Here is a 15,154-nt window from a genome sequence, read left to right on the forward strand (position 1 = left end):
ACGTCACCGATCAGATCAAGCCGTGGTCCATGGCTGTCGTCACTGCCGCGGTCCGGTCGGCGACGTCCAGCTTGGTGAAGGCTCGCAGCAAATGCGTCTTCACCGTGGCCTCGGAGATGTACAGGCTGCGGCCTATGTCGGCGTTCGTCAGGCCCTTCGCCACCAGGCGCAGGACCTCTGTCTCCCGCGCCGACAACGCCGGCGGGGGTGGCTTCCGGACCTGGCGTACCAGTGTCGAGGCCACGCTGGGGGACAGCACCGTCTCGCCCCGGGCGGCGGCCCGGACGGCGTTGGCCAGCTCCGTGGGGGACGCGTCCTTCAGCAAGTAGCCGCCGGCGCCGGCCTCGATGGCGCGCAGGATGTCGCGGTCGGACTCGTACGTGGTCAGGACCAGGACCCGGACGCCGGATGCCCGGGCGGCGATCTGCTCAGTCGCGGTCACGCCGTCGCCGCCGGGCATGCGCAGGTCCATCAGGACTATGTCGGGGAGCAGGGACACCGCCATCGCCACGCCCTCGGGACCCGACGACGCCTCGCCCACCACTGTCAGGTCCGGCTCTGATTCCAGCATTCCTCTCAGGCCGTGCCGGACCACGGGGTGGTCGTCGACCAGGATGACGCGGATCACGCGGGGACCTCCAGCTCGATCGTCGTACCGGCGTCGGGGTCGCTGCGCACCCGCAGGTCGCCGTTGATCTGGGTGGCCCGCTGCCGCATGCCGGACAGGCCGAAACCGCCGGCCGACGACGACACGAAGCCCCGTCCGTCGTCGCGGACCACCAGGCGCACGCACGACGGGGTGTAGGCCAGGAGCACCGACGCCTCGTTGGCCTCCGCGTGGCGCCGTACGTTGGTCAAAGCCTCCTGGGCCGCGCGGAGCAGCACCACCTCGACCGCGGTGGGCAGAGCCCGTTCGTCGCCGCTGGTGCGAAATGTCGCCGGCACTCCTGATTCCTCGGCGAAGCGGTACGCCTGACGGCGTACGGCCTCGGGCAATGAAGCCGAAGCCAACGGCGAGGGTGAGAGCGCTCCGACCAGGGCCCGCGCCTCGGCCAGGTTCTCCTTGGCCGTGCGGACCGCCAGCGCCAGGCGTTCGTCGCGCAACGCCGGGTCGACCGACTGGATCAGGGTGATGATGCTGGTGAAGCCCTGCGCCAGCGTGTCGTGGATCTCGGCCGCCAGGTGGGTCCGCTCGGCCTCGCGGGACAGGCGGGCCACCTCGGAGCGCGAAGCCTCCAGATCGGCGATGAGCTGCCGGCGTTCGAGGCTCTGCTCGATCACTCGGGTGATCCAGACGCCGAGCCAGATGCCGGAGGTGGCCGAGATGACCGCGATGATCAGGTCGCCGATGAGCTGCTGGGGGCGCAGGAACAGGTCGGCCACCGGAGGGACCAGGGCGATCGCGATGATCGCGATGACCGCCGCGCGGAGGCGGACCATCTGGAAGATCAGCGGGATCATGGCGAAGAGCAGCCAGTTCATCACCGGCACGGTCACGATGGCGATCGCGAACAGCACCAGCTCGGCGGTCAGCAGGGGCACGTTCCCGCGCTCGCCCCGGATGACCTCGCGGCCCCACACCACGTGCAGGACCACGATGGCGGCGACCGCGCCGATCGCGACGAGGCGTTGCCACAGCGAGAAGCCGTACGACAGGAAAACCGCAAGCGAGACGACCGCCGTGACCACCCCGAGGAAGGTCTCCCAAGCCCCGGGGTAGCTGTTGTGCACCTCGTCGGTGGAGGTCACTTGTCGCGGCTCCAGCGGAAGGTCAGCAGGCACGCGACCAATCCGATCACAGACCAGGCACCCAGCACCAAGGCGATGCGACCCAGCTCCCACTGGCCGGCCGGCTCCTGGTCCTTCATGACGTCGGGCAGGAAAACGTAGCGGAAACCCTGCGCCATCCACTTGACCGGGAAGAACGACGCGACCTGGATCAGCCACGACGGCAGCTGCGTCACCGGGTAGATGAACACGCCCGAGATGAACTGCAACGCCACCACCGGCACGTTCAGGATGGCGCCGGCCGTGCGGGCGTGCTTGACGATGCCGCTGACCGCCATGCCGAGCAGTGAGCACGTGATCACCGACAGCAGGAACAGCCAGGTGAAGGTCATCCAGTGACTCGCGTCCGGCAGGGCCATGTCGAAGACCAGCGCCCCCACGCCGATCAACAGGATCACCTCGGCCACGCTCAGGGCGAAGACCAGGACCAATTTCCCGATGACGTACGACGTAGCCGTGATCGGCGTGCCGTGCAGCCGCTTCAGCGTGCCGTCCTCGCGGTCCATGGCCAGGCCGGCGCCCATCGTGACGAAGGCGGTGGACAGGATGCCGTACGCGATCATGCTGGCCGAGAAGACGTTGCTGGCACTGACCCCGGCGTCGGTGTACTGGTCGCCGAAGATCGTGCCGAACAGCAGGAGCAGCATGGCCGGGAAGGCGAAGGTGAAGATCACCGCGGTGCGGTCGCGGAGGAACATCAGCAGCTCGACGTGGCCGCGGCTGAGCCCCATGGTGGCCGTGCTCATTTGTCCCCCTTGATGAGGCTCAGGTAGGTGTCTTCGAGAGTCGGCCGGGTGACGGTCAGCGTGCGCAGGTCGGCCTCGGTGGCGACCAGCTTGCGGATCAGCTCGGTCGGGTCGGCGACCTGCTCCTCCTTCAGAACGCCGTTGTCACGCCACGTCACCTTGGTGGCCTGCGTCCCGCCGCCCAGCGTGGTCGGGGTGCCCTCGGCCAGGATGCGGCCCTCGGCCAGCACGGCCAGCCGGTCGGCCAGCGCCTCCGCCTCCTCCAGATAGTGGGTGGTCAGCAGGATCGTGGTGCCCTCGGCGGCCAGCTCCCGGATCAGATCCCAGAACTGCCGCCGCGCCTGCGGATCGAACCCGGTGGTCGGCTCGTCCAGGAAGAGCAGCTCGGGACGGCCGACGATGCCGAGGGCGACGTCGAGCCGGCGGCGCTGACCGCCGGAGAGCTGCCGGATGCGGCTCTTGCTCTTGGCGGTCAGGCCGACCAGGTCGATCACCTCGGCCACCGGGCGCGGGCTCGGATAGAAGCCGGCGATGTGCCGCACCATCTCGGCGACGGACAGATCCGCCGCGTCGTCGGCGTCCTGCAGCACGATGCCGATCCGGGCCCGCCACTCCCGGCCCCCCGTGGCCGGGTCGGCGCCGAGCACGCTCGCCTCGCCGCCGTCCCGCTTGCGGTGACCCTCGAGGATCTCGGTGGTCGTCGTCTTGCCGGCGCCGTTCGGGCCGAGCAGGGCGAACACCTCACCCCGGGCCACGTCGAGATCTATGCCGCGCACCACTTCCTGGCCGCGGTAGGACTTGCGAAGCCCCCGTACTTCAATGGCGTTCATGCCATTGATGGTGTCGTCTCACGGGGGTTGATCGATACGACCGGGTGGCCGTCAGTAGCTGTCAACCGATCGGTGGACGCTCACTCCCATTTGAACTTGCGGGCGGCCGCGGTCACGAAGACGACGGCCCACAGAGCGAGGCTGAGCCAGATCGAGAGCGGGATCGAGGCGTCGTGCGAGAGCGTGGCCCGCAGCGCCTCGGCGTGCGCGGCCAGCGGCAGCACGAACCAGCCGAACGTGCCCAGGTCGGGCGCGGCGAACATGATGCCCCCGGCGGCCAGCATCAGGACGTAGATCAGGGTGGCGGCGGCGGTCGTGGTCTCCGGGCGCAGGACGCTGGCGAGAAGAAGGGCCAGGCCGCTGTACGCCGCGGTGGCGAGCACGGTGATGCCGAGAGCCGGCAGGATCTGCCCGAAATGCGGCCGCCAGCCCACCGCGACCCCGACCAGGGCCAGCACCAGCAGCTGCACCACGATCAGGCCGAGCACGGCCGCGGTCTTGGCGAACAACAGGCCGGGACGGCTCAGCGGCGAGGCGCCGAGTCTTTTCAGTACGCCGTAGCTGCGCTCATAACCGGTGGTGATGGCCTGGCCGGTGAAGGCGGTCGACATCACGGTCAGCGCCAGCACGCCCGGCACCACGAAGGCCAGCCGGTCGTCACCGGGCACGTTGGTGACCTTGGTGAGGCCGGCGCCGAGCAGCACCAGCAGCGGCACGCCCATGGCGAGCACCACGGCCTCGCCGCGCCGGGCGGTCAGCACCAGCTCCATCTTGATCTGGCTGGACAGCACGGCGCGCATGGGAGCCCGGCCGGGAGCCGGTGCGAAGGTACTCATCGATAAGCTTCCGCTTTGGTCAGGGCCAGGTAGACGTCCTCGAGGGTGCGCCGGCGCGTGTTCAGCGAGGTGACCGTGGCCCCCACGCTCGCGAACCAGCCCAGCACCTCGGCGATGGTGGCCGCGTCGAGGGCGCCCGTGACGGCGTACTCCCCCGGGCTTGTCTCGGTGACTTTCAGGTCGGCCAGGCGGCCGTCGGGCACGAGACCGGCGTCGGCCCGCACCTCGAGCAGGTCGATGCCGGCGGCCGCGGTCAGCTCGGCCGGTGTGCCGGTCGCGGCGACCAGCCCGTTGCGCATGATGACCACCTCGTCCGCCAGCCGCTCGGCCTCGTCGAGCAGATGGGTGGTGAGCAGCACCGACACGCCGTCGGCGCGCAGCTCCTCGATCAGCTCCCAGGTGGTGTGGCGGGCCTCGGTGTCCATGCCGGCCGTCGGCTCGTCCAGGAAGACCAGCTCGGGCCGGCCGACCAGCGCGATGGCCAGGGACAGCCGCTGCTGCTCGCCGCCGGAGAGCCGCCGGAACCTCGTACGCTCGAAGCGCCGCAGGCCCAGACGGTCGAGCAGCATGTCGACGTCGAGCGGGTTCGCGGCGAACGAGGCGAACAGGCGCAGGATCTCGCCGGCCGTGGCCCACGGATAGACACCGCCCGACTGCAGCATGATGCCCAGGCGCGGCATGAGCTCGTCGTGGTCGTCCATCGGGTCGAGCCCGAGCACGCGCACCTGGCCGCCGTCGGCCCGGCGGAAGCCCTCGCAGACCTGGAGCAGGCTGGTCTTGCCGGCGCCGTTGTGCCCGAGCAGCGAGAGAACCCGGCCGCGGGGCACGGTCAGCGACACACCGTGGACCGCGGTCGTGTCGCCGTAGCGCACGACAACGTCCCGTACCTGGACCGCGTCGTCAGTCAAAACCGCCCTGCCCTCACTCAGCGCAACTTCCCTACCTTACGTCCCGGCGCTTGCGGGCTAATAAGGTGCTGGCATGAGCGTGGTCGAGATCTACACCGACGGGGCTTGCGTCCCCAACCCCGGGCCCGGCGGGTGGGGTGCGGTGCTGCGTTACGGCGCCAAGGAGAAGGACCTGTGCGGCGGCGAGGCCGCGCAGACGACGAACAACCGGATGGAGCTGATGGCGCCGATCCGGGCGCTGGAGACGCTCAACCGGGCGCCCATGACGGTCAAGCTCTACACCGACAGCATCTACGTCCGCGACGGCATCACGAAGTGGCTGCCCCGCTGGAAGGCGAACGGCTGGCAAACCTCGGCCAAGCAGCCGGTCAAGAACGTCGACCTGTGGCAGCGCCTCGACGAGGCGGTCCGCAAGCACGACGTGCAGTGGCACTGGGTGAAGGGCCACGCCGGCCACCCGGAGAACGAGCGGGCCGACCGTCTGGCGGCCCGGGGGCTGAAGGAGGCGCTGCAATCCGGTACGGAGTGATCCTCCCCGGCGGCACGGCCGCCGAGCAGGTGGAGCAGGCGGTGCTCGCCGAGCGGGCGGGCTGGGACGGCGTCTTCGTGTGGGAGGCGGCGTACGGGGTCGACGCCTGGGGTCTGCTGTCGGCGATGGCGGTGGCGACCTCGGACGTACGGCTGGGAACGATGTTGACGCCTTTGCCGTGGCGACGGCCCTGGAAGGTGGCGAGCCAGGTGGCCACGCTCGACCAGATCTCCGGCGGGCGGGCGATCCTCACGGTGGGTGTGGGCGCGCTGACGACGGACCTTCCGCTGACCGGCGAGGAGACCGATCTGCGGGTACGGGCGTCGATGATGGACGAGGGCATCGACCTGATCCGGGCGCTGTGGGCGGGCGAGTCCCACTTTTCCGGGCAGCATTATCAGTACGCGGTCGAGCGGAACGATCTCGCGGAAACCGGGCGTCCCGTCCAGGAGCGCATCCCGATCTGGGTGGTCGGCGTGTGGCCGCGGCCCAAGTCGATGCGCCGGGTGCTGAAGTGTGACGGGGTGGTGCCGGGCGGGGAGATGACGCCGTCGTCCGTACGGGAGATGCGCGCCTGGCTGTCGGCCCATGGCGCCGCGGCCACGGTCGACGTGATCGCGGAAGGCGAGACGCCGGGCGCCGACGTGACGGAATGGGCGGAGGCGGGCTGCACGTGGTGGATGGAGACGCGGTGGGAGATGCCGCATCACAGCGCGGAGCGGATGGCGCAGATCCGGGAACGGATCGCGGCCGGGCCACCCCGTTCCTGATTCCCTTCGACGCCGGCGTCATCGAGGATCTCCGGGAGCGGCTGCGCCGGACCCGATGGCCCGAGGCGGCGACGGCCGACGGGTGGGAGCAGGGGACGCCGCTGGAATACGCGCGGGAGTTGTGCGCGTACTGGGCGGACGGCTACGACTTTCCGGCGGCCTTCGAACGGCTCAATCGACATCCGCAATTCCTTACGACTGTGGACGGGATCGGTATCCACTTCGTGCATGTACGGTCGCCGGCGCCGGACGCGGTGCCGCTGCTGATGACACACGGGTGGCCGGGATCGGTGGTCGAGTTCTCGGCGGCGATACCGTTGTTGACTTCCGCCTTTCATGTCGTGTGCCCCTCGTTGCCCGGATACGGTTTCAGCGATCGGCCCGGTGCCGCCGGGTGGGGCGTTTCACGGGTCGCGGACGCGTGGGCCACGCTGATGACCCAACTCGGATATTCCCGATTTGTCGCCCAGGGGCACGACTGGGGGACCAGTGTCAGCACCTCTCTCGGCCTGCGGCATCCCTCGCGGGTGATCGGGCTGCATCTGATGCCGCCGCTGGTGGCGCCGCTCCCGCCGGTCGACCCACGGGAACAGGCAGCGGTGGACGACCTGGCGACGGCGGCGTCCGGGGACGGGTACTCGTTCGTGCAGTCGACACGGCCGCAGACCATCGGCTACGGGCTGGTCGACTCGCCGGCGGCGCTGTGCGCGTGGATCGTCGAGAAGTTCCGGCAGTGGACGGACGGGGATCCGCTCTCCCGTGATCAGCTGCTCGACAATCTGATGATGTATTGGCTGCCGGGAACGGGGGCGTCGGCGGCGAGGCTCTATTGGGAGAGCTTCGGCGAGGTGCAAAAGCTGTTCCGGTCGGGCGGCGGCGAAACGGTTACCGTGCCGATCGGCGCCTCGATCTTCCCGAAGGAGAACCCGCGGCCCACGCGGCGGTGGGCGGCGCGGCGGTTCACCGACATCAGATATTGGAACGAGCCGCCGCGCGGCGGGCATTTCGCCGCCTTCGAGCAGCCGGAGCTGTTCGCACAGGAGGTCCGGGCGTGCGTGGCGGCGCTGACGAGTAGTTGAGCCTTCGAGTTAATTCGATTGGGGTACGTCAAACGGGCCATAGCTTCCGGTCTATCCTTTTAGTCATCATCAGTACATGACCGCGCCCGGCGATTCCGTGCTGATCTTCATTCTCGTGGCCGTCTTCTTCGCGTGCTGCGGGTACGCCGGCGGGCGGCTCCATCAGAAACGCCTGTCGGCCCGCGATCGGGAAGAGGCTTATCGAGCGGGCTACGAGAAGGCGTCGAACCGGCCGTTCGACCCCGGCACCCGGCGGGCGGCTCCGGCCTCACCCGTGACGCCCTCTTCCGTGACGCCCTCTTCCCCGGCGGCTTCTCCTGTGACGCCCTCTACTCTGGCGCCCTCGCCCATGACGCCCTCGCCCATCACGGCCTCTCCCATGACGCCCTCTCCCATGACGCCCTCTCCCCTAGCGGCCTCGCCCATGACGCCCTCCCCCCTAGCGGCCTCGCCCATGACGCCCTCTCCCCTAGCGGCCTCGCCCATGACGCCCTCTCCCCTAGCGGCCTCTCCCCTAGCGCCCTCTCCCGTGACGCCTCCTTCTGTCGCGGGTCCTTCTGCCGCGGGTCCTTCTGTCGCGGGTCCTTCTGTCGCGGGCCTTCCCTCGGCGCCCCGGCCGGCGGCGCCTTCGCAGGGCAGCTTTCCCGTGCCGCCGCCTCCTCCGCCCAGCGTGCGGTCCGAACCGGCCGCGGTCGGCGGGGTGACCTACCAGCCCTTCCCGGATCCTCGGCCGGCCGTTCCCGAGCAGGACGCACCCGTCTCCTCGGGGCGGCACACGGTTCCGGACGAGCTGGTTCAGGCTCAGACGTACCGCCTGCCGGCCGATCGGGTCTTCCGCGCGAAGGTCCCTGACAACAAGCCACTGCCCGAGGAGCCGACCACTCCGCTATCGGTCCCCAAGCCGCGCCGCTCCTGATCTTCGGCCCACCCGAAAGTGTCGTACCCCCGCCGTAGGGTCCTCACATGGTCACCGTCGACGACGTGCGGCAGGTAGCGCGCGACCTGCCGCGCAGCTCAGAACACCTGATAAACGACAGGGTCAAGTTCCGCGTGGGCAAGATCGTCTACGTGGCGTTCTCCCGCGACGAGACGGTCATGGGCTTCGGCTTCCCCAAAGAGGAGCGGGCCGCCCTGGTCGCCTCCGAGCCGGAGATCTTCCATCTGCCCCGCGAGTCCGACCTGCGCTTCCACTGGGTCCAGGCGTGGATGGACCAGCTCGACGAGGAGCGGATGACCGAGCTGGTGCTCGACGCGTGGCGCATGGTCGTGCCCAAGAAGGTCTGGTCGGCCTACCTGCCGAGGCTGGCGTGAGGCGGCCGTGCCCACGCGACCCGGTCGGCGCAGTGTGAGCCGGTGCGGGGCACGGCCACGCTCCCGCAGCGGCCGGCCGGCACCCCCGACTGGGTTCGGTGTGCCGGGAGCCACCGGCCGTCCGCTCGAACCAGCCAACCAACCCGGCCTAGGTTGAACCTGTCACCCACCTGTGTGATCAATGAAGAGGGGTCCGTCGATGCCGACCGTCGCCATCATCAGCGCCGGCTTCATGGGTTCGGGCTTGGCCACCGCCCTACTGACCGGCGGCGCCCGCGTGGTCACCACGCTCGAGGGCCGCTCCACACGCTCCCGCCGCTTGGCCGAGGCAGCCGGCCTGGAGATCCTCCCCACCTTGACCGACGCCGTAGCCATCGCCGACGTCATCCTCTCCATCACCCCACCCGCCGCCGCCGTCGACGCCGCCCGCGCCATCGCCGCCGCCCTCCACACCGTCAGGCCAAGCCCCGCCACTGCACCCACTCACGCCGGGCCGAGCCCCACCACCTCACCCACCCCCGCCGGACCAACCCCCGCCACCACGCCCACCCCCGCCGGACCAACCCCCGCCACCACGCCCACCCCCGCCGGACCAACCCCCGCCACCACGCCCACCCCCGCCGGACCAACCCCCGCCACCACGCCCACCCCCGCCGGACCAACCCCCGCCACCACGCCCACCCCCGCCGGACCAACCCCCGCCACCACGCCCACCCCCGCCGGACCAACCCCCGCCACCACGCCCACCCCCGCCGGACCAACCCCCGCCACCACGCCCACCCCCGCCGGACCAAGCCCCACCACGCCCACCCCGGCCGGGCCGAGCGCTGCCACCTCACCCACCCGCGACGGTCGGGCGGAGTCTGCCGCCGTGAGCGCTCGCGATGTCTGGCTGGGGCCGGTCGTGGCCGATCTCAATGCCGTGTCGCCGGGGACCATGGGGCAGGTGGCGCGGGAGCTCGGCGGGCTGCGGGTCGTCGACGGGTCGATCTCGGGGCCGCCGCCCAGTGTCAAGCCGGGGGCTCGGGTCTACCTGTCCGGGCCCGAGGCCGGGATCGTGGCGGCGCTGCCGTGGGCGGGGATGATCGAGCCGGTTGTCGTCGGTGAGCGGGTCGGTGCGGCCAGCGCCCTCAAGATGTGCACCGGCAGCGTCTACAAGGGATTGACGGGTCTGCTCACCCAGGCAATGCGGACGGCCGGGGCCTACGGCGTACTCGACGAGGTGGTGGACGATCTCGCGCGCAACGGGCTGGCCGACAACGAAGGCGTGGCCCGGGCGGCGACGAAGGCCCACCGCTACGTCGGCGAGATGCGGGAGGTGGCCGCCACCCAGGCCGAGGCCGGACTGAGCCCCGACCTTTTCGCGGCCATGGCCGCCGTCTTCGCCGACATCGCCTCGACCCCACTCGCCGCCGACGACCCCGAGAACGACCGCGATCTCACCCCGGCCGACATCGTCGCGCGCCTCCGAAGAGACGAGACCACCGCGCCCGGAGGCCAGTGAGGTGAGCGGCGCGCCCCGGCGAGCTGGGTGAACGAGGCCTTAGCGGGTGAGGTGGGCGGCGAGCCCCGGCAAGGCGGTTGGGCGAAGCCCCGGCGCGGGTGAGGTGGGCGGCGAGCCCCGGCAAGGCGGTTGGGCAAAGCCCCGGCGCGGATGAGGTGGGCGGCGCACCCCCGCAAGTCGGGTGGGCGACACCCCAGCGCGGGTCAGGTGAGCGACGCGCCCCCGCACACGAATGAGCGGCGCGCCCCGGCAAGAGAGGTGACCGGCAAGTGAGGTGAGCGGCGCGCGCTGGCGGGTTCGGCGGGTGGCTTGGATGGGGGGCGCGGGAAGTCGTGGGGTGAGTCGGGGGTCTCGGGGCGGTGGATCGCACCTTTGTCGATGTCATACTGGGGCGTCCCCGCTGGTCGAGAGGCTCGGAGCGTGATGTCCGCGGACGATGCGAGTGTGCGCCGGCCCACGTTGACCCAGGTTGCGGCTCTTGCGGGGGTCAGTCTCAAGACGGCATCCCGTGCGCTCAACCGGGAACCCAACGTGGCGCCCTCGACCGGGCGGCGGGTGCTCGACGCGGCCGACCTGCTCGGCTATCGGCTCAACGGGATTGCCCGGGAGCTGCGCCGCGGGGCCACGTCGGCTCTCGTCGGACTGGTCAGCGGTGATCTGACCAACCCGTTCTACTCGGCCGTCGCCAGTGGGATCGAGCGGGAACTCCGCCAGCACGGGCTTCTGCTCATCACCGCCAACAACGATGAGGACGCCGCCCTCGAGCGGAGCCTCGTCGACGCCTTCCTCGAGCGGCGCGTTCGGGCCCTTCTCGTCATTCCCAGCGGCAGCGACCACGAATATCTGTCCATCGAAGGCAACCGCGGTGTTCCCTTCGTCTTCCTCGACCGGCCGCCGGACGGGCTCGCCGCGGATGCCGTGTTGATAGACAACGCGGGTGGGGCGCGGTCGGCCGGTGAGCATCTGCTCGCCCGGGGCCACCGGAAGATCGCTCTGATCGCCGACCTCAAACGGATGGCTCCTCAGAAGGGGCGCATCGACGGCTTCGTCAAGGCGATGCACGCCGCCGGCAACGATCAGTGGGAGCCCTACGTCCGCACTGATGTTCACGATGTCCGGCACGCCGAACATGCCGTACAGGAGCTCCTTGCCCTTGATCCTCCGCCCACCGCGATCTTCACGACCAACAACCGGCTGACCACCGGTGCGCTGCGCGGCATGCGTGATCTCCGGGAGCAGCCGGCGCTGGTCGGCTTCGACGATTTCGACCTGGCCGACGTGCTCGGCACGACCGTCGTCGCCCACGACATGACCGCTCTCGGGCGGGAGGCGGCGCGGCTCGCCCACGAACGGATCAGTGGCCATACCGGGCCCGCTCGCACCATCGTTATTTCGACATCGATCATTGCGAGAGGGTCGGGTGAACGTTCACCACGGTAACGATCACGGATCCACAGTGTTCGCACGTAACGACACGGAAACAGTCGTTGACACCCGTGCGCTCAGGCGGCACCGTACTCCCGAATCGTGTGACAACGATGTCAATATCTCGATGGGAGACAACTATGCGCATCACTCGACGGGCTGCGGTGGCGGCCGTCGGTGTTGCCGCGCTCCTGACGGCCGGGGCCTGTGGGTCCAGTGACGACAGTGGCGGCGACTCCGGCTCCAAGAAGGTCGAGGTCTTCACGTGGTGGGCCGACGGCGGTGAGAAGGCCGGCCTCGACGGCCTCGTCGCCCAGTTCGGCACCTCGTGTGCCGGGCAGACCTTCGAGAACGGCGCCGTGGCCGGTGGCGCCGGCGCGAACGCCAAGTCGGTGCTCGCGTCCCGGCTCCAGCAGGGCGACCCGCCGGACACGTTCCAGGCGCACGCCGGCGCCGAGCTCCAGGACTACATCAATGCCGGCCAGGTCGAGGACATCAGTGCCGACTACGACTCGTGGGGCCTCAAGCAGGCGTTCCCCAAGGGCCTGATCGACAACCTGACGGTCGACGGCAAGATCTACTCGGTGCCGGCGAACATCCACCGCGCCAACGTCGTCTGGACCAACAAGAAGGTCGTGGCCGACGCCGGCATCACCAAGGACCCGACCGACCTGGCCGGCTTCTTCGCCGACCTCGACAAGGTCAAGGCCAAGGGCATCAAGGCCCCGCTGGCCATCGGCAAGGACTGGACGCAGCTCATGCTGTTCGAGTCGGTCCTGATCACCGACCTCGGCCCGGAGAAGTTCACCGGCCTGTGGAACGGCGGCACCGACTGGAACGACGCCGGTGTCACCAAGGCCATCGACGACTTCAAGAAGCTGCTCACCTACACCAACACCGACCGCGACGCCCTCGACTGGACGGACGCGGAGAAGCTGGTCATGGACGGCAAGGCCGCGTACCAGCTGATGGGTGACTGGGAGGCGGCCGACCTGGACGCCAAGAAGTTCGCCGACTACGGCTACTTCACCTTCCCGGGCAACGGCACCACCTTCCAGTGGCTCGCCGACTCGTTCGTGCTGCCCAAGGGCGCCAAGAACGCCGACGGCACCAAGTGCTGGCTGAAGACGGTCGGCTCGGCCGAGGGCCAGAAGGCGTTCAACACCAAGAAGGGCTCGATTCCGGCTCGTACGGACGCCAGCCCGGCCGACTACCCCAAGTACCAGCAGGCCGCGATGGCCGACTGGAAGTCGGCGACCCAGGTCCCGTCCTGCGCCCACGGCTCGGCCTGCTCGCAGGGCTGGCAGGGTGCGGCCAACTCGGCCCTCGGCGCGTTCTCGACCAACCAGGACGCGGCCGCGCTGCAGAAGGCTCTCGCCTCCGCCGCGCAGCAGTTCGTCAAGAAGTAAGTCTCTCGGTGAACGGGGCGGGGCGGCGAAATAGCCGCCCCGCCTTTCCCAGTAAGGAGCCCTGATGCGCCGCCTGAGGCAATGGGGACCGGGACTGCTCCTGCTCTCCCCCTCGCTCATCCTGCTCGCCGTCTTCGTCTACGGCCTGATCGCCTGGACCACGAAGGTCTCGGTGTCCGACGAGCACACCGCCCTGGGGTCGAAGGGTTTCGTCGGCCTGGAGAACTACACCAAGCTGTTCACCGACGACATCAACGACCGTTTCACCCATTCGCTGAAGAACCTGCTGATCTTCACAGTGGTGTTCCTGGTCGGCGCGATGTTCTTCGGCCTGCTCTGGGCCTTCCTGCTGGAGCGCGGCGTCCGCGGCGAGGGCTTTTTCCGTACGGTCTACCTGTTCCCGATGGCCGTCTCGTTCGTGGCCTCCGGCGTCGTGTGGCGCTGGCTGATGAACCCGAACACGGGCGACAACGCGGGCGGCCTGAACGCCGTGTTCGGCGCGATCGGGCTCGACTTCCTGCAGAACTCGTGGTGGACCAACCCGAACTGGGGCATGGCCGCGATGGCGATGCCCGCCATCTGGCAGCTCTCCGGCTACGTCATGGCGCTGTTCCTGGCCGGCTTCCGCGGCATCCCGCAGGAGCTGCGCGAGGCGGCCGCGATGGACGGCGCTTCGACGTACCGCCTCTACCGCAACGTCATCTTCCCGCAGCTGACGCCGGTGGCGCTGTCCGCGCTGATCATCCTCGGCCACATGTCGATGAAGATGTTCGACCTGATCATGAGCGTCTCCGGTCCGCAGTGGCTCACCGAGGTACCCGCCGTCTACGTCTGGCAGACGCTGCTGACCAGTGACTACGCCAAGGCCGCGGCGATCTCGATCATCCTGCTGCTGCTCGTGGCCGTCGTCATCGTCCCGTACCTGATCTACACCAACCGGGCGGAGAAGAACGCATGACCGCCTGCACCGAGCGGCACCCAGCCGCACCGAAAGATGGCCTCGCAGGCGAGGGCCAGAAGGGCATGCGAGAGGAAGGCTCAGCATGACCGCCTGCACCGAGCGGCACCCAGCCGCACCGAAAGATGGCCTCGCATGCGAGGGCCAGAAGGGCATGCGAGAGGAAGGCTCAGCATGACCGCCGTCGCAGCACCGCAAGAGGCGCTGGAGTCGCTGAAGCCGCGCACCAAGCCGCGCCGGCCCTTCGGTCCCGGCTCGATCGTCAAGTACGCGCTCGTCCTGCTCTTCCTGATCATCGTGCTGATGCCGATGTACGTGCTGATCGTGACCAGCTTCAAGTCGGGCTCCGACATCGGCGTCACGAGCCAGTGGAACCTGCCCGAGACCTGGACCCTGGCGTCGTGGGAGAAGGCCTGGAACTCCCTGCACGCGTCCTTCATCCGCACCTTCGAGCTGGCCATCCCGGTCGCCCTGATCTCGTCGGTGATCGGCGCGGCCAACGGCTTCGTGCTGTCGCGCTGGCGCTTCCCCGGCGCCGATCTGGTGTTCACGCTGATCCTGTTCGGCATGTTCATCCCGTACCAGGCCGTCATGATCCCGCTGCGCGACATCGTCACGACGATCGGCATCCCGCCCGGCATCCCGACACTGGTCTTCGTGCACTGCGTCTACGGCATCCCGATCTGCACGCTGATCTTCCGGAACTACTACGCGACCACGGTGCCGGAGGAGCTCGTCGAGGCGGCCCGGGTCGACGGTGCGGGCCTGCTGCGCACCTTCGCCTGGATCATCCTGCCGATCTCGATCCCGGGCTTCGTCGTGACGGTCATCTGGCAGTTCACGTCGGCCTGGAACGACTATCTGTTCGCGATCTTCCTGTCCAACACGCGGAACGGGCCGATCACGATCGCGCTCAACGCGCTGGCCGGCGCGCAGTCGCCGGACTACGCGGCTTCGATGGCGGGCGCGCTGATCACGTCGCTGCCCACGCTCGTGGTGTACGTGCTGCTCGGCCGCTGGTTCATCGGCGGGCTCATGGCCGGCTCGGTCAAGAGCTGAGC

At 69.4% G+C, this 15,154-nt stretch carries 17 protein-coding genes; 10 read left to right on the top strand and 7 right to left on the bottom strand.

Annotated features, from left to right (window positions below):
• Positions 1 to 10: 10 nt before the first annotated feature.
• The 6 genes from ACQP2X_RS40605 to ACQP2X_RS40630 form a co-directional block, all read right to left on the bottom strand.
• Positions 11 to 628, bottom strand: a complete 618-nt coding sequence (locus ACQP2X_RS40605; protein ID WP_498691005.1) for a response regulator — start codon at positions 626 to 628, stop codon at positions 11 to 13.
• A complete protein-coding gene (locus tag ACQP2X_RS40610) occupies positions 625 to 1,782 on the bottom strand; it encodes a sensor histidine kinase (protein WP_498691007.1) in 1,158 nt (385 codons plus the stop codon). Before ACQP2X_RS40610 ends, ACQP2X_RS40605 begins: the two co-directional genes overlap by 4 nt.
• Positions 1,746 to 2,534 carry an ABC transporter permease gene (locus ACQP2X_RS40615; RefSeq protein ID WP_498691008.1) on the bottom strand — a complete coding sequence of 263 codons (789 nt, stop codon included), beginning with the start codon at positions 2,532 to 2,534 and terminating at the stop codon, positions 1,746 to 1,748. The genes ACQP2X_RS40610 and ACQP2X_RS40615 overlap by 37 nt, the downstream gene beginning before the upstream one ends.
• Positions 2,531 to 3,364, bottom strand: a complete 834-nt coding sequence (locus tag ACQP2X_RS40620; RefSeq protein ID WP_498691009.1) for an ABC transporter ATP-binding protein — start codon at positions 3,362 to 3,364, stop codon at positions 2,531 to 2,533. Before ACQP2X_RS40620 ends, ACQP2X_RS40615 begins: the two co-directional genes overlap by 4 nt.
• Positions 3,365 to 3,444: 80 nt before the next feature.
• Complete coding sequence (locus tag ACQP2X_RS40625) at positions 3,445 to 4,200, bottom strand: ABC transporter permease (RefSeq protein ID WP_498691011.1); 756 nt, start codon at positions 4,198 to 4,200, stop codon at positions 3,445 to 3,447.
• Positions 4,197 to 5,108 carry an ABC transporter ATP-binding protein gene (locus ACQP2X_RS40630; protein WP_498691012.1) on the bottom strand — a complete coding sequence of 304 codons (912 nt, stop codon included), beginning with the start codon at positions 5,106 to 5,108 and terminating at the stop codon, positions 4,197 to 4,199. Before ACQP2X_RS40630 ends, ACQP2X_RS40625 begins: the two co-directional genes overlap by 4 nt.
• Before the next feature lie 73 nt (positions 5,109 to 5,181).
• Here ACQP2X_RS40630 and rnhA point away from each other — a divergent pair, with 73 nt between their 5' ends.
• The 3 genes from rnhA to ACQP2X_RS40645 are packed head-to-tail and all read left to right on the top strand — an operon-like array spanning position 5,182 to position 7,486.
• Complete coding sequence (gene rnhA / locus ACQP2X_RS40635) at positions 5,182 to 5,637, top strand: ribonuclease HI (RefSeq protein WP_498691013.1); 456 nt, start codon at positions 5,182 to 5,184, stop codon at positions 5,635 to 5,637.
• A complete protein-coding gene (locus ACQP2X_RS40640) occupies positions 5,634 to 6,407 on the top strand; it encodes an LLM class flavin-dependent oxidoreductase (RefSeq protein ID WP_498691015.1) in 774 nt (257 codons plus the stop codon). The genes rnhA and ACQP2X_RS40640 overlap by 4 nt, the downstream gene beginning before the upstream one ends.
• A complete protein-coding gene (locus ACQP2X_RS40645) occupies positions 6,329 to 7,486 on the top strand; it encodes an epoxide hydrolase family protein (protein ID WP_498691017.1) in 1,158 nt (385 codons plus the stop codon). The genes ACQP2X_RS40640 and ACQP2X_RS40645 overlap by 79 nt, the downstream gene beginning before the upstream one ends.
• A 210-nt stretch (positions 7,487 to 7,696) precedes the next feature.
• Here ACQP2X_RS40645 and ACQP2X_RS40650 read toward each other — a convergent pair whose 3' ends face one another.
• Complete coding sequence (locus ACQP2X_RS40650) at positions 7,697 to 7,972, bottom strand: hypothetical protein (protein WP_498691019.1); 276 nt, start codon at positions 7,970 to 7,972, stop codon at positions 7,697 to 7,699.
• A 160-nt stretch (positions 7,973 to 8,132) separates the two neighbouring features.
• Between ACQP2X_RS40650 and ACQP2X_RS40655 the strand changes: the two genes are divergently transcribed.
• The 7 genes from ACQP2X_RS40655 to ACQP2X_RS40685 all read left to right on the top strand — a co-directional run bounded on the left by ACQP2X_RS40655 (position 8,133) and on the right by ACQP2X_RS40685 (position 15,152).
• Entirely contained in the window at positions 8,133 to 8,402 is a 270-nt protein-coding gene (locus ACQP2X_RS40655) for a hypothetical protein (protein WP_498691020.1), read from the top strand.
• A gap of 47 nt (positions 8,403 to 8,449) precedes the next feature.
• Positions 8,450 to 8,797, top strand: coding sequence for an MmcQ/YjbR family DNA-binding protein (locus tag ACQP2X_RS40660; protein WP_498691022.1), 348 nt, complete (start codon positions 8,450 to 8,452; stop codon positions 8,795 to 8,797).
• Between the two features lie 199 nt (positions 8,798 to 8,996).
• A complete protein-coding gene (locus ACQP2X_RS40665; RefSeq protein WP_498691024.1) occupies positions 8,997 to 10,301 on the top strand; it encodes an NAD(P)-dependent oxidoreductase in 1,305 nt (434 codons plus the stop codon).
• A 423-nt stretch (positions 10,302 to 10,724) separates the two neighbouring features.
• Entirely contained in the window at positions 10,725 to 11,741 is a 1,017-nt protein-coding gene (locus ACQP2X_RS40670) for a LacI family DNA-binding transcriptional regulator (RefSeq protein WP_498691026.1), read from the top strand.
• 125 nt (positions 11,742 to 11,866) lie between these two features.
• On the top strand, positions 11,867 to 13,135 hold the full coding sequence (locus tag ACQP2X_RS40675; protein WP_498691028.1) for an ABC transporter substrate-binding protein: 1,269 nt from the start codon (positions 11,867 to 11,869) through the stop codon (positions 13,133 to 13,135).
• 64 nt (positions 13,136 to 13,199) lie between these two features.
• Positions 13,200 to 14,093, top strand: a complete 894-nt coding sequence (locus ACQP2X_RS40680) for a carbohydrate ABC transporter permease (protein WP_498691029.1) — start codon at positions 13,200 to 13,202, stop codon at positions 14,091 to 14,093.
• Positions 14,094 to 14,396: 303 nt separating this feature from the next.
• Positions 14,397 to 15,152, top strand: a complete 756-nt coding sequence (locus ACQP2X_RS40685) for a carbohydrate ABC transporter permease (RefSeq protein WP_498701167.1) — start codon at positions 14,397 to 14,399, stop codon at positions 15,150 to 15,152.
• The last annotated feature ends 2 nt before the right edge of the window (positions 15,153 to 15,154 follow it).

Origin of the sequence: Actinoplanes sp. CA-131856 (assembly GCF_050956135.1) — a bacterium.
GTDB lineage: Bacteria > Actinomycetota > Actinomycetes > Mycobacteriales > Micromonosporaceae > Actinoplanes.

Excerpts from the sequence above, each read along its gene's own strand:
- ACQP2X_RS40665 (WP_498691024.1), top strand. The coding sequence starts at position 8,997 with ATGCCGACCGTCGCCATCATCAGCGCCGGCTTCATGGGTTCGGGCTTG.
- ACQP2X_RS40615 (WP_498691008.1), bottom strand. The coding sequence starts at position 2,534 with ATGAGCACGGCCACCATGGGGCTCAGCCGCGGCCACGTCGAGCTGCTG.
- ACQP2X_RS40660 (WP_498691022.1), top strand. The coding sequence starts at position 8,450 with ATGGTCACCGTCGACGACGTGCGGCAGGTAGCGCGCGACCTGCCGCGC.
- ACQP2X_RS40620 (WP_498691009.1), bottom strand. The coding sequence starts at position 3,364 with ATGAACGCCATTGAAGTACGGGGGCTTCGCAAGTCCTACCGCGGCCAG.
- ACQP2X_RS40650 (WP_498691019.1), bottom strand. The coding sequence starts at position 7,972 with ATGGGCGAGGCCGCTAGGGGAGAGGGCGTCATGGGCGAGGCCGCTAGG.
- ACQP2X_RS40625 (WP_498691011.1), bottom strand. The coding sequence starts at position 4,200 with ATGAGTACCTTCGCACCGGCTCCCGGCCGGGCTCCCATGCGCGCCGTG.
- rnhA (WP_498691013.1), top strand. The coding sequence starts at position 5,182 with ATGAGCGTGGTCGAGATCTACACCGACGGGGCTTGCGTCCCCAACCCC.
- ACQP2X_RS40685 (WP_498701167.1), top strand. The coding sequence starts at position 14,397 with ATGCCGATGTACGTGCTGATCGTGACCAGCTTCAAGTCGGGCTCCGAC.
- ACQP2X_RS40675 (WP_498691028.1), top strand. The coding sequence starts at position 11,867 with ATGCGCATCACTCGACGGGCTGCGGTGGCGGCCGTCGGTGTTGCCGCG.
- ACQP2X_RS40670 (WP_498691026.1), top strand. The coding sequence starts at position 10,725 with ATGTCCGCGGACGATGCGAGTGTGCGCCGGCCCACGTTGACCCAGGTT.
- ACQP2X_RS40680 (WP_498691029.1), top strand. The coding sequence starts at position 13,200 with ATGCGCCGCCTGAGGCAATGGGGACCGGGACTGCTCCTGCTCTCCCCC.